The following is a 13,359-nucleotide window of genomic DNA, read 5'->3' as shown; positions in this document are numbered from 1 at the left end:
GGGCGGGGTGTGCGGGGCGCTCCCGCCGGTCCGGGACCGGCGGGAGCAGGGGTGGCGCCTGGGTCAGTGGTCGGACGAGGACGGGAACGCGAAGGACGCCCCGGACGCGTGGTGCGGCTCGGGCCACCGCTCGGTGACCGCCTTGCCGCGGGTGTAGAAGCGCACCCCGTCGGGACCGTAGATGTGGTGGTCGCCGAACAGGGAGGCCTTCCAGCCGCCGAAGGAGTGCCACGCCACGGGCACGGGGATCGGGACGTTGACCCCGATCATGCCCACGGACACGCGGCGCTTGAACTGCCGGGCGTAGGCGCCCGAGGAGGTGAAGATCGCGGTGCCGTTGCCGTAGGGGTTGGCGTTGATGACCTCGATGGCCGCCTCGAGGCTGTCCACGCGCAGCACCACCAGCACGGGGCCGAAGATCTCCTCCTCGTAGGCCTGCATGTCCTGGCGCACCCGGTCGAGGACGGTGGGGCCGACGAAGAAGCCGTCCTCGTGGTCGGCGACGATCAGGTCGCGCCCGTCCACGACGATCGCCGCGCCGTCCTCCTCGGCGGCGGTGACGATCTTCTGGATGCGGTCCTTGGAGGCCGGGGTGATGACCGGGCCCATGTCCGAGGCCTCGTGCATGCCGTTGCCCACGGTGATCTCCCGGGCGCGCTCGGCGAGCTTGTCCACGAGCTGGTCCGCGGCCTCGCCCACGGCCACGGCCACGGAGATGGCCATGCAGCGCTCCCCGGCCGAGCCGAAGGCCGCGGCGTTGATGTTGTCCGCGGCGACGTCCATGTCCGCGTCCGGGAGGACGACGGCGTGGTTCTTCGCCCCGCCCAGGGCCTGGACGCGCTTGCCGTGCTTGGTGGCGGTCTCGTGGACATAGCGGGCGATCGGGGTGGAGCCCACGAAGGAGATGCCGTCGACGTCCGGGTGGGTCAGCAGCCCGTCCACGGCCTCCTTGCCGCCGTGCAGGACCTGGAACACGCCGTCCGGCAGGCCCGCCTGCTTCCACAGCTCGGCGATCAGCAGGGACGGGGAGGGGTCCCGCTCGGAGGGCTTGAGAATGAACGCGTTGCCCGTGGCGATCGCGACGGGCGCCATCCACAGCGGCACCATCACCGGGAAGTTGAAGGGCGTGATGCCCGCCACCACGCCCAGGGGCTGGCGGAAGGAGTACACGTCGATGCCGGTGGAGAACTGGTCCGAGAACTCGCCCTTCAGGTGCTCGGTGATCCCGCACGCGAACTCGACGACCTCCAGGCCGCGGCCGACCTCGCCCTTGGCGTCGGAGAGCACCTTGCCGTGCTCGGCCGTGATCAGCCGGGCGAGGTCGTCGGTGTGGGCGGCCACCAGCTCGCGGAACGTGAACAGCACGGCCATCCGGCGGGACAGGGACACGTCGCCCCAGGAGTCGGCGGCGGCCCGCGCCGCGGCCACCGTCCGCTGCAGGTCCTCGTCGGAGGCCAGGTGCAGGATGCCGGAGACCTCGCCGGTGGCGGGGTTGTAGACCTCCTGGGTCCTGTCCCCGGAGCCGGCGCTGCGGGCCCCGGCGATGAAGTGCTCGATGTGCTGGACCTGCTGCTGGGTCTTGTCGATCTGCTGGGTCATGGGGTTCCTCCTTCAGTTCCCGAGCAGCGGACGCTGCCGGGCCTTGTGCTGCTGGTAGACCTCGTGGGCCTCGTTCGTGGAGCCGAGGGTGGCGGTGGCCGTCACGGGGACGTCCCACCACGACTCGGAGCTGGGCGCGTCGATCAGCGGGTCCGACTCGACGTGCACGAGCACGGGCCCGGAGCCCTCGGGGGCGGCCTTGGCCTCGGCCACGCACCGCCGGAGGCGGTCGATCACCCCGTCCCCGGGCTCGACCCGCAGCACCCGCACGCCGAGGGACTCGGCGTTGGTGGCCAGGTCGATGGGCAGGGTGGAGCCCTCGTCGAAGCTGTGCCGCTGCCCGTCCAGGTAGCGGTACTTCGTGCCGAAGCGCTGGGAGCCCAGCTGCTCGGACAGCGCCCCGATCGAGGCGTAGCCGTGGTTCTGGATGAGCACGACCACGAGCTTGAGGCCCTCGGCGACGGCCGTGACGAGCTCGGTGTGCATCATCAGGTACGAGCCGTCCCCGACCATCACGACGACGTCGCGCGGCTCGGCGCCGGTGCGCTCCGCCTCGGCCAGGGCGGCCCGCTTGACCCCCAGGCCGCCGGCGATCTCGTAGCCCATGCAGGAGAACGCGTACTCGACGTGGTAGCCCCAGGGGTCCTTGACCCGCCACATCTTGTGCAGGTCGCCCGGCAGGGAGCCGGCCGCGCACACCACGACGTCGCGGTCGTCCATGGCCTCATTGACCGCGCCGATGATCTCGTTCTGGCTGGGCAGGGGTAGGTGGCGCTCCGCGAACACGGCGTCGACGGTCTCGTCCCAGCGCTGCTTCTCGGCCTCGACGGTCCGGGTGAGGTCGGCCCCGACCCGGTGGCCGCCGAGGGCCGCCGTGAGGGCCACGAGCGTCTTGCGGGCGTCGGCGACGACCGGCACGGACGTCCCGTGCTTGTAGGCGTCGAAGGCGGCCACGTTGATGTTCACGAAGCGCACGTCCGGGTGCTGGAAGGCGGTGCGGGAGGCCGTGGTGAAGTCCTCGTAGCGGGTGCCGATGCCGATCACGAGGTCCGCGTCGGCCACCACGGCGTTGGCGGCGGTGGAGCCGGTGGAGCCGACCGCGCCCAGGCACAGGGGGTGGTCCCAGTCCATGACGCCCACCCCGGCCTGGGTGTACGTGACGGGGATGCCGGTGGCCTCGGCGAACTCGCGCAGCTGCTCGGTGGCGAAGGCGTAGTGCACCCCGCCGCCGGCGATGACCACGGGGCGCTCGGCGGCGCGGATGGCCGCGACGGCCGCACGGACGTCCTCCTCCTCCGGGGCGGGGCGGCGGATCCGCCACTCGCGGGGGGCGAGGAACTCCTCGGGCACCTGCAGCGTCTCCGCCTGCACGTCCTGCGGCAGGGCGATGGTCACCGCGCCGGTCTCGGCCGGGTCGGTGAGCACGCGCATGCCGTTGAGCAGGGCGGAGTACAGCTGCTCGGGCCGCCACACCCGGTCGAAGAAGCGGGAGACGGGGCGGAAGACGTCGTTGACCGTCAGGTCCCCGGCGTCGGGGCGCTCGAGCTGCTGCAGGACGGGGTCCGGCGCGCGGGAGGCGAACTGGTCCGAGGGCAGCAGCAGGACGGGCAGCCGGTTGGTCGTGGCCAGCGCCGCGCCGGTGACCATGTTGGTGGCGCCCGGGCCGATCGAGGTGCTCACCGCGAACGTGGCCCGGCGCCGGGTGTGGCGGGCGTAGCCGACGGACTGGTGGACCTGGGCCTGCTCGTTGCGGCCCTGGTAGTAGGGCATCAGCCGCGGGTCCTGCTGCTGGCACTGCTTCAGCGCCTGGCCCACCCCGGCCACGTTGCCGTGGCCGAAGATGCCGAACATGCCGGGGAACGTCCGCTCGCGGTACTCCTCGCCGCCCACGCGGTCGACGGTCCACTGGTTGGCCAGGAACTCCACCAGCGCCTGGGAGACGGACAGGGTGCGCGCGCTCATCGGACCGCTCCGCCCCGGGCCGGGAGGCCCTCCAGCAGGGACGCGGCGGTGGCCACGGCCCCGGCGACGTCCCCGTCCTCGGGGTACAGCAGGGTGCGCCCGACGGTCAGGCCCTGCACGCCCGGCAGGGCGAGCGCGGCCTCCCAGGTGGCGAACACCTCGTCCGGTGACCCGCTCGGGTCCCCGCCCAGCAGCACGGTGGGCAGGGTCGTGGCGGCCATGACGCGCTCCATCTCCTCGACCACGGGCAGCTTCATCCAGGTGTGGGCGGAGGACCCGCCCAGGCCCTGGGCGATGGCCACGGACTGGATCACGGCGTCGGCCGAGAGGTCGTTGACGATGCCCCGGTCGGTGATCCGGGAGATGAACGGCTCGACCATGGCGATGAGCTCCAGGGCCGCGAGGGAGTCCACGGCGCGGGCCGTGCTCTCCAGCACCGCGGTGGTGTGCGGATCCTCGAAGCAGATGCGGGTGAGCATCTTGCCGCCGTCGGCGCCGATCCGGTTCAGCGCCTCGGCGGTGTGGCCGGTGAACCGGTCGTCGATCTCGTTGACCAGCCCGGGCAGCCCGCCGCGGTTCATCGAGCCGAACACGAGCTTGCCCTCCAGCGCGCCGAGCAGCAGCAGGTCGTCGAGCACGTCCGGGGAGGCCAGCACGCCGTCGACCCGCGGGTTGGCCAGGGCGATCTGCAGGCGGTCGAGCAGGTCCCGCCGGTCGGCCATGGCCCGGGGGTCGCTGCGGACCTTCAGCGCGCCGCGGGCCGGGTGGTCGGCGGCCACCACGAAGTTCTGCTGCCCGTACACCAGGCCGGGGTGGCGGCGCCGGGAGTCGGCGGCCCGCTGGACGGCCCGGGGGTCCTCGAGCCGGATCCGGCTCAGGTGCTCGTAGCGGCGCGGGTCGGCGTCGGTGCCGATCTCGATCTGTTCGGTGCTCATCGGGTGGCTCCTTGGGGAACGGCGCGGCCGCGCTCGCGCAGCAGCTGGAAGACCTCGTCGGGGGTGGGCATGGCGTCGGAGCAGGAGATGCGGGAGGCGACGATCGCGCCGGCGGCGTTGGCGTAGTCCAGCACCTGCTCCAGCGGCCAGCCCTGGTTGATGCCGTGGCAGAAGGCGCCGCCGAAGGAGTCGCCCGCGCCGAGGCCGTTGACGGTCTCGACCGGGACGGGCGCGGAGACCACCCGCTCGTCGCGGGTCTTCGCCATGACGCCCTCGGGGCCGAGCTTCACCACGGCGATCCGCACGCCGGCCGCGAGCAGCCGGTCCGCCTGCTCGTCGGGGGTGCCCTCCCCCACGGCCACGGCGCACTCCTTGTCGTTGCCGATGGCGATGCTCACGTGCTGGAGCAGCTCGTGGACCTGCGCGCGGGCCTCGTCCTCGGAGGCCCAGAACATGGGCCGGTAGTCGAGGTCGAGGATCGTGTGCTGGCCCGCGCGCAGCTGCTCGCGGGGACGGGCCGCGTGCGCGGCCAGGTGGGCCGAGCGGCTGGGCTCCTGGCACAGCCCCGTGACCGTGGACCAGAGGATGCGGGTCTCCCGCACGGCCTCCGGATCGATATCCTCCGGCCGGATCTGCAGGTCCGGGGCCGTCGGGAAGCGCCCGTAGAAGTAGAGCGGGAAGTCCTCCGGGGGCCGGATCGCGCAGAACGTGGCGGGGGTCTGCAGGCCCGGCACGGCGGTGACGTACCGGTCGTCGACGCCGTAGCGGGCCAGCTCGCGGTGCAGGTAGACGCCGAACGGGTCGTCGCCGGTGCGGGTGACCACCGCGGCGGACTCGCCGTGGCGGGCGGCGGCGACGGCCACGTTGGACGGGGAGCCGCCCAGGTACTTGCGGAACGTGGTCACGTCCTCCAGGCCGACGCCGATGTCGTCGGGATAGATGTCGACGCTGATGCGCCCGATGGTCAGGACGTCGTAGCTCATGCGTGGGCCTCCGCCTTCTGCGCGGTCTGCTGACGGGTCCGGGCCGCGGCCGTGCGGGCCGCGTCGGCGCGCTCGCGCATCTGCGCGAGCTGGTAGCGGGACACCTCCGGGGCGTTCTCGTCCTCCGCGAACACGGAGGAGACCATGACGGTCTCCTCGCGGTCGAGGAAGCCGTTGGCGGCCAGGCCGCCGAAGAACTCGTCCCAGTCGACGTCGCCGTCGCCGATCTTCAGGTGCTGGTGGACGCGCACGGCGTTGCCGGGCGGGTTGGTGATGTAGCGCAGCCCGTGCGAGCGGTGGTGGTCCATGGTGTCGGCCACGTGCACCATGCGCAGGTTCTCGCCCACCGCGGCCATGATGTCGAGGGGCGCGTCCGCCATGTGGAAGGTGTGGGGCGCCACGTAGACGAAGCCGAGGTTCTTCGAGTTCGCCCCGCGGATCACCCGCCACGCGGCCAGGCCCTGCTCCACGAAGTCGTCGGGGTGCGGGTCGATGGCCACGTGCACGCCCTCGGCCTCGATGATCGGCAGCAGCTCCTCCATGGACCGGTAGAACGCCCGCTCGGACTCCTCGGGCAGCTCCGGCCGGCCCTGGAACTCGGTGTTCATCTGCTCCACGCCGAGGTCCACCGTCATCCGGATGGCGCGCTTCCAGTAGCGCACCGCCGCCTCGCGGGCGTCGGGGTCCGGGGAGGACCAGCGCAGCACCGGCAGCACCGAGGCGATCTGCACGCCGGCGTCACGGCACTCCCTGCGGAGCGCCGCGACGAGGTCGTCGTCGGCCTTGGGGTGGTTGAAGAAGGGCAGGAAGTCGGCGTGCGGGGTGAGCTGGAGCCAGTCGTAGCCCAGCTCGCGGGCGAGCGCCGGGAACTCCAGCAGGGAGTGGGTGTGGTGGAACGGGGTGGGGTCGAGAGCGATCTTCATGGACGGGTTCTCCAGGTCGGTGGTGCTCGGACGGGTCAGCGGACGCGGGTGCGGGAGCCGCAGCCCATGAGGTAGGACCGGGTGCGGGTGGCGATCGGCAGCGGGACGTCGAAGGAGGAGACGGGGTACATGTCCTGCTCGACGATGCCGAAGATCGGCCGCTCCAGCTTCTCGACCTCGGCGATCACCTGCGCGAGGTCCGGGAGACCGGCCGGCGGCTCGACCATGACCCCGGCCAGGTTGGCGGCGGCCCACGTCAGGTTCTCGCGGCGCACGCGCTCCAGCACCACCGGGTCGATCTGCTTGAGGTGGAGGTAGCCGATGCGCTCGGGGTACTTGCGGATGAGGTCGACCGAGGAGGCGCCACCGTACTCGGCGTGGCCGGTGTCCAGGCACAGGGTCACGAGCTCGGGGTCGGTGCGCTGGAGGAAGGTCTCGATGTCCGGCTGGCCGCACACGTGGGAGTCCGCGTGGGAGTGGAACTGCTGCTGCAGGCCGTACTCCTCGCGCAGCACCCTGCCGAGCCGGTCGTGCCCCGCGCACAGGACGTTCCACTGCTCCGCGCTCAGGCGCTCGTCCTCGAGCGCCTCCCCCGTGACGTCGTCGCGCCACATGGCCGGGATGACCACGATGTGCTCGCCGCCCATGGCGGCCGTCAGCTCGGCGACCTTCCGGGCGGGCTCCCAGGCCTCCTGCCACTGCTCGGCGCCGCGGTGGAACGCGGTGAACACCGTGCCGGCGGAGACCTTCAGGTTCCGCTGGGCCAGCTCGTCGGCGAGCCGTGCGGGGTCGGTGGGGAGGTAGCCGTAGGGGCCGAGCTCGATCCAGGAGTAGCCGGCCTCGGCGACCTCGTCGAGGAAGCGCTCCCAGGGGGTCTGCTTCGGGTCGTCGGCGAACCACACGCCCCAGGAGTCCGGAGCGGTGCCGATGAGCACGGGGTTCTTCTCCTGCTGCGCCGACTCGGCGGCGGTGGTGGTCGCGTTCTGCTGCGCCATGGTGACCTGCTTCCTGGTGCTGGTGCTGGGCCGGCGCCACGGAGCGGATGCGGGGCGCCCGGTCGCTCAGTGGTCCGGATCACATCCAGAATACGTACTCAGGTCAGTTTGTAAAGACATACCGTCTAAGTCGTCGGATTCGTGTCGGCCCGGGCGCGGCACGGCAGACCGGACGGGACGGACCCCGGGGCGAGCGCCGCCGGGCCCGGGCCGTGCGAGCCGCCGGCGCCCCGCCGCCTACGCGAGGGGCGACGGGCGCCGCGGGCCCCACCGCAGGGGCGCGTCGAGCATGGCGAGCCGGGCGATCTCCGCCGCGCCGAGCACCACCGACCGGCCGCCGAGCCGGCTGCCCTCCACCGGGCGGTGCCAGATGGCCGCGGGCACCTGCGCCGGCTCCTCGCCCGATCCCGCTCGCTCCAGCCACGGGGCGAGGGGGACGAGGTTGCCGGTCAGGACGATCTGCTCGGGGCAGAGGATGGGGCCGATCTGCGCCATGGCCCGCTCCAGGTACCGGCGGGCGCGGGCGAGGGCCCCGAGGGTGCGCTCGTCGCCGGCCCGGGCGCGCCGGGCCAGCTCCGCGGCGACGTCCTCCAGGCTCGCGCCGGGCCCGGGGTCCAGCTCCGCCGCGCGCGCGATCGCGGCGACGGCCGCGTAGCGCTCGAGGCAGCCCCGCTGGCCGCAGAAGCACTGCTCCCCGCCGGGCTCGACGATCGTGTGCCCGAACGCGCCGGCCGCCCCGCCGAATCCGCTGACGAGGGCGCCGTGGTCGAAGGCGCCGCCGCCGATGCCGTCGCTGCCGAGGAAGATCGCCAGGGTGGACCGGTGCCGGCGGCCCCCGAGCCGCACCTCGGCGGTGACCGCCGCGGCCCCGTCGTTGACGGCGCGCACCGCCCGGGCGTCGAAGGGCAGGTGCTCCCACAGGAGGGCCTCGGGCTCACGCCGCCAGTCGCGGCTGGTCACGGTGACGAGCCCCCCGGACACGAGGCCGGGCAGGGCCACCACGAGCGAGACCGGCCGGTCGAGGGCGCCGCAGTCGGCCAGGGCCTCGCGGACCAGGCGGTGCATGCGGGCAGCGGCCTGGCGGACCGGCGTGCCGGGGCCGAGCTCGGTGTCGCGGGCGACCAGGTGCTCCCCCGAGGGCGTGACGACCCGCACGTGGATCGCCTCGCTGGTGATGTCCACCCCGACGGCGGCCGCCCAGTCCCCGCCGAGCCGGACCGCCGTGGCGGGCCGGCCCCGGGAGCCGGTCGGGGCGATCCCCACCTCCTGGAGCATCCCCTTCTCCACCAGCTGGGCGCGCAGCTTGCTGATGCTGCTCTGCACCAGCCCGGTCGACCCGATCAGCTCCGCGGTGGAGGCCACCCCGAGGTCGTCGACGCAACGGAGGACCACCGCCAGGTTGCGCTCCCGCACGTCGCCGATGCGGACGGACTCCCCGGAGGACGCGACAGTGGTCATCCTCGGATCCTAGTCAGCTCGCGCCGCACGCGTCCCCACCGCTTTTGTCGCTATGTCTTGACATAATTTCATTCCGGTGTGATCTTATGAGCGTACTTGTGATGCGGAGCACACGCCACGGCGTCTCCGCCGACCGAGGGAGGGCGGCCCACCGAGCCGGTGCCGGCTCGACCGCCCTGCCTCCCCCGCCGCCGATCGCCCCGCGACGGCCCGGCGACCACCTGCCAGGCGCTGACGACGATCACGCCGGCGACCCGAACGAAAGGAACCGACGTGTCCCACGGCGCTCCCATCACCCACGCGGTCGACCTCCAGCTCCCACCCGTGGGAGCCTGCCCGCACAACCGCCGGCTGGGCCTGGTGGCCGTCATGGCCACCTTCGGCGGGCTGCTCTTCGGCTACGACACCGGCGTGCTCAACGGCGCCCTGTCCTTCATGACCGACTACTTCGGCATCACCCCCACCCAGGAGGGGCTGATCACCTTCGTCCTGCTCATCGGGGCGGGCATCGGGGCCCTGGCCGGAGGCCGCATCTCGGACCGGATCGGCCGGCGCCAGAACATCATCATCCTGGCCGTGCTGTTCTTCATCGGGGCGCTGGGCTGCGCGCTGGCCCCCACGTTCCTGAGCCTGCTCGCCTTCCGGCTCGTCCTCGGGCTCGCGGTCGGCGGGGCCTCCGTCACCGTGCCCGTCTACCTGGCCGAGGTCGCCCCCTTCGAGAACCGCGGCAGCATCGTCTCCCGCAACGAGCTCATGATCGTCTCCGGCCAGTTCCTGGCCTTCGCCATCAATGCGGTGATCGGCAACGTCTGGGGCGAGAACGAGAACGTCTGGCGCTACATGCTCATCATCGCGGTGCTCCCCGCCGTGGTGCTGTTCTTCGGGATGCTGCGCATGCCGGAGTCCCCGCGCTGGCTGATCGCCCACGGCCGTGAGGACGAGGCGCTGGAGGTGCTGCGCCAGGTCCGCTCCGAGGAGCGCGCCCAGGCCGAGATGGCCGAGGTCCGCGCGCTGGCCGAGATGGAGAAGCAGGAGCAGCTCGGCGGGTGGGCCGACATCAAGTCCCTGCCCTGGGTCCGCCGCCTGCTGTTCATCGGCCTGGGCCTGGCCGCCTACCAGCAGCTCACCGGCATCAACTCGATGATGTACTACGGCACCCAGGTGCTCGAGGAGGCGGGGTTCTCCCGCAACGCCGCGCTGAGCTTCAACGTCCTCAACGGCGTGATGTCCGTGGGCGCGATGCTCGTGGCCCTGGCCATCATCAACAGGTTCAACCGCCGCACCCTGCTGATCTTCGGCTTCACCGGCACCACGATCGCCCACCTGCTCGTCGGGTTCGTCGGCCTGGGCCTGCCCGAGGGCAACGCGCTGCGGCCCTGGCTGCTGATGCTCTGCATCCTCGCGTTCATCGGGATCATGCAGGGCACCATCGGGCCCCTGGTGTGGCTGATGATCGCCGAGATCTACCCGCTGAAGTTCCGCGGCGTGATGATCGGCGTGACGGTCCTGGCCCTGTGGACTACCAACGCCATCGTGTCCCTGGTCTTCCCCCCGCTGGTGGCCGCCCTGGGCTTCGGGACCTTCCTGCTCTTCGCCTTCGTCGGCTTCCTGGCCCTGCTCTTCGTCGCCACCTCGGTCCCCGAGACCCGGGGCAAGACCCTCGAGGACCTCGAGGCGGAGTTCGAGGCCAACTACAACACCGTCTGAGCGGCTCGCCCACGACGGGCCCCGCCGGCATCGGCCGGCGGGGCCCGTCCGCGTCCCGGCTCAGCGCCGCGGGAGGAGCTCCTTGCTGAAGACGGTGTCCCCGTGGCCGTCGCGCAGGCTCACGGTCAGGACGTCGTCCTCGGCCAGCTCCACGTGGCCGAAGAACTGGAAGCGGCCGTCCCGCGGGGAGCCGCCGGCCGGTCCCGCCTTGGCGAAGACCTGCTCGGGGCCGAAGGTGCCGTCCAGCCCGTTCGGGCCGAAGCTGCCGGCGTTGATCGGCCCGGCCACGAACTCCCAGAACTCGTCGAAGTCCGTGAACGCCGCGCGCTCCGGCGAGTAGTGGTGGGCGGCGCAGTAGTGCACATCCGCGGTCACCCACACCACGTTCCGCGCCCCGGCGTCCTTGAACGCCTTGAGCACGCGGGCCAGCTCGAGCTCCCGGCCCAGCGGCGCCCCGTCGTCGGCGTTGGCGATGGGCTCCTGCGCCCGCCCGTCGGGCACGACCACCCCCAGCGGGAGGTCCGCGGCGATCACCTTCCAGGTGGCGCGCGACGACGTGACCCCGTCGATCAGCCACTGCACCTGCTCCTCCCCGAGCAGGGGCGTGGCGTGCGGCTCCCTGCCGGCGGTGTTCTCCCCCTTGAAGGTGCGCATGCCGAGGCAGAAGACGTCCAGCTGCGGGCCGCGCTCGATCCGGCGGTGGATCCGCTGGTCCTCGAAGCCGGTGGTGCCGGGGCGCAGGGCGCGGGCGTCGCCGATCGGCTGGTACTCCTGCCAGGCCCGGCGGCCCCGGGCTGCGAGGGTGTCGACGTCGCGCACCGTGTAGCGGTCGTCCTCCAGGACCTCCCCGGCCCACCAGTTGTTGGTGGTCTCGTGGTCGTCCCACTGGGCGAGCACCGGGACGTCGGCGTACATGGCCCGGACGTTGTGGTCCATCAGGTTGTACCGGTGCCTGGCCCGGAACTCCTCCTGCGTCTCGGCGACCTTCACGACGCCCTCGGTGACCACGTTGCGCCACACGCTGCCGTCCGGCTCCACGACCTCGGCCTGGATGGGCCCGTCGGCGTAGACGGTGTCCCCGGCGTGGATGAAGAAGTCCGGGTCGAGGTCGTGCATCGCCCGGTAGCAGTACATCCCGCCCAGGCCCGGGTTGATGCCCCAGCCCTGGCCGGCCGTGTCCCCCGTCCACACGAAGGACTGGCCGCGGGCGTCGTCGCGCCCCCTCCCCCGGGCCCCGCCCGGCGCGGTGCGGAACGCGCCGCGGGCGACGTCGGAGAGCACGCCGTCCTCGTCCTCGAACCGGACCTCCAGCGCGAAGCGGGTGCCGGGCGGCAGGTCGGTCGCACCGATCTTGGCGGTGTGGTCGGTCGCGTCCGTGACCCACCCCGAGGTGAGGGTCCGGTCGAAGGACCCGGCGCCGCGCAGCGGCGTGCCCTCGTCGTCGACGGCGCGCAGCCGCGCGACCATCCGGCCGGTGCCGTCCGTGCGGGACCACAGGACCGCGGAGCGGGAGGTCACGTCGCCCGTGGCGATGCCGCTGGGCAGGTGCAGGCGCCGGCGCACGAGCCCGGGGGTGGAGGGGCGGACCGGGCGGAGGGGACCGGCGGCAGCGGTGCCGGCGGGCAGGACGGTTAGGGCGGAGGCGGCGAGGGTGCCCTGGAGCAGCCCGCGGCGGGAGAGGGTGGCCATGCCGCCCATGCTCGGGCCCGTCGTCGACCGGGCGTTGACCCCGGGGTGAACGACGGCCGACGTCCGCGGGACGGTCCCGTGCGCGGACGGGGACGGGGACGTGGAAGGGCCCCGCCCACGACGTGCGTGGACGGGGCCCTTCCGGGGCGGATCAGCGGGCCGGGGCCCGGCGGATCACTTGCCCTCGAAGATCCCGCGCATCAGCTGGGCGGTCTCGGACGGGGTCTTGCCGACCTTCACGCCCACGGCCTCGAGGGCCTCCTTCTTGGCCTGCGCGGTACCCGAGGAGCCGGAGACGATGGCGCCGGCGTGGCCCATGGTCTTGCCCTCGGGGGCGGTGAAGCCCGCGACGTAGCCGACGACCGGCTTGGTCACGTTCGCCTTGATGAAGTCGGCGGCGCGCTCCTCGGCGTCGCCGCCGATCTCACCGATCATCACGATGGCCTCGGTCTCGGGGTCCGCCTCGAACGCCTCCAGGGCGTCGATGTGGGTGGTGCCGATGACCGGGTCGCCGCCGATGCCGATGGCGGAAGAGAACCCGATGTCCCGCAGCTCGTACATCATCTGGTAGGTCAGGGTGCCGGACTTGGAGACCAGGCCGATCTTGCCCTTTCCGGTGATGTTCGCCGGGGTGATGCCCACGAGGGACTCGCCCGGGGTGATGATGCCGGGGCAGTTCGGCCCGATGATCCGGGTGGTCTGCTTGCCGTCCGCGCCGGTCTTCGACTTCGCGTAGGCCCAGAACTCGGCGGAGTCCTGCACCGGGATGCCCTCGGTGATGACCACGACGAGCGGGACCTCGGCGTCGATCGCCTCGACCACCGCGTCCTTGGTGAAGGCCGGCGGCACGAAGACGATCGACACGTCCGCGCCGGTCTTCTCCACGGCCTCGGCGACGGTGCCGAAGACCGGGAGCTCGACGTCGTTGCCGTCCTTGTCCTGGTGGGAGACCGTGGTGCCGGCCTTGCGGGCGTTCACGCCGCCGACGACCTGGGTGCCCGCGGCGAGCATGCGACCGGTGTGCTTGGTGCCCTCGCCGCCGGTGATGCCCTGAACGATGACCTTGGAGTCCTTGTTCAAAAAGATAGACATTGCTGTTCGTTCCTTA

10 protein-coding genes are annotated in these 13,359 nt (G+C 72.5%); 1 reads left to right on the top strand and 9 read right to left on the bottom strand.

Translation table 11 applies throughout. The features are described from left to right. Positions 1 to 63: 63 nt before the first annotated feature. The 7 genes from IEW07_RS00385 to IEW07_RS00355 all read right to left on the bottom strand — a co-directional run bounded on the left by IEW07_RS00385 (position 64) and on the right by IEW07_RS00355 (position 8,855). A complete protein-coding gene (locus IEW07_RS00385) occupies positions 64 to 1,599 on the bottom strand; it encodes a CoA-acylating methylmalonate-semialdehyde dehydrogenase (RefSeq protein ID WP_188533858.1) in 1,536 nt (511 codons plus the stop codon). A gap of 12 nt (positions 1,600 to 1,611) precedes the next feature. Further along, entirely contained in the window at positions 1,612 to 3,561 is a 1,950-nt protein-coding gene (gene iolD / locus IEW07_RS00380) for a 3D-(3,5/4)-trihydroxycyclohexane-1,2-dione acylhydrolase (decyclizing) (protein ID WP_188533857.1), read from the bottom strand. Beyond that, entirely contained in the window at positions 3,558 to 4,496 is a 939-nt protein-coding gene (locus tag IEW07_RS00375; RefSeq protein ID WP_188533856.1) for a Cgl0159 family (beta/alpha)8-fold protein, read from the bottom strand. The genes iolD and IEW07_RS00375 overlap by 4 nt, the downstream gene beginning before the upstream one ends. Then, entirely contained in the window at positions 4,493 to 5,479 is a 987-nt protein-coding gene (gene iolC / locus IEW07_RS00370; RefSeq protein WP_188533855.1) for a 5-dehydro-2-deoxygluconokinase, read from the bottom strand. The genes IEW07_RS00375 and iolC overlap by 4 nt, the downstream gene beginning before the upstream one ends. After that, positions 5,476 to 6,402: a sugar phosphate isomerase/epimerase family protein gene (locus IEW07_RS00365; RefSeq protein ID WP_188533854.1), complete on the bottom strand. Its 927-nt coding sequence runs from the start codon at positions 6,400 to 6,402 to the stop codon at positions 5,476 to 5,478. The genes iolC and IEW07_RS00365 overlap by 4 nt, the downstream gene beginning before the upstream one ends. A 35-nt stretch (positions 6,403 to 6,437) precedes the next feature. After that, the gene (locus IEW07_RS00360; RefSeq protein WP_188533853.1) at positions 6,438 to 7,397 is read right to left on the bottom strand and encodes a sugar phosphate isomerase/epimerase family protein; all 960 of its coding nucleotides are present in this window, start codon (positions 7,395 to 7,397) and stop codon (positions 6,438 to 6,440) included. Positions 7,398 to 7,634: 237 nt separating this feature from the next. Then, positions 7,635 to 8,855 carry an ROK family protein gene (locus tag IEW07_RS00355; RefSeq protein WP_188533852.1) on the bottom strand — a complete coding sequence of 407 codons (1,221 nt, stop codon included), beginning with the start codon at positions 8,853 to 8,855 and terminating at the stop codon, positions 7,635 to 7,637. Between the two features lie 273 nt (positions 8,856 to 9,128). On the opposite strand from IEW07_RS00355, the gene IEW07_RS00350 reads away from it, so the two are divergent. Continuing rightward, positions 9,129 to 10,562, top strand: a complete 1,434-nt coding sequence (locus tag IEW07_RS00350; RefSeq protein ID WP_188533851.1) for a sugar porter family MFS transporter — start codon at positions 9,129 to 9,131, stop codon at positions 10,560 to 10,562. Positions 10,563 to 10,622: 60 nt separating this feature from the next. Here the strand turns inward: IEW07_RS00350 and IEW07_RS00345 are convergent, their stop codons facing one another. Continuing rightward, entirely contained in the window at positions 10,623 to 12,251 is a 1,629-nt protein-coding gene (locus IEW07_RS00345) for an alkaline phosphatase D family protein (RefSeq protein ID WP_188533850.1), read from the bottom strand. 174 nt (positions 12,252 to 12,425) lie between these two features. Next, on the bottom strand, positions 12,426 to 13,343 hold the full coding sequence (gene sucD, locus IEW07_RS00340; protein WP_188533849.1) for a succinate--CoA ligase subunit alpha: 918 nt from the start codon (positions 13,341 to 13,343) through the stop codon (positions 12,426 to 12,428). Positions 13,344 to 13,359: the final 16 nt, after the last annotated feature.

Origin of the sequence: Kocuria dechangensis, from assembly GCF_014636775.1 — a bacterium.
Lineage (GTDB): Bacteria > Actinomycetota > Actinomycetes > Actinomycetales > Micrococcaceae > Kocuria > Kocuria dechangensis.
Note: the sequence above shows the minus strand (reverse complement) of the source record. Positions and strands in the feature narration are given on the sequence as shown.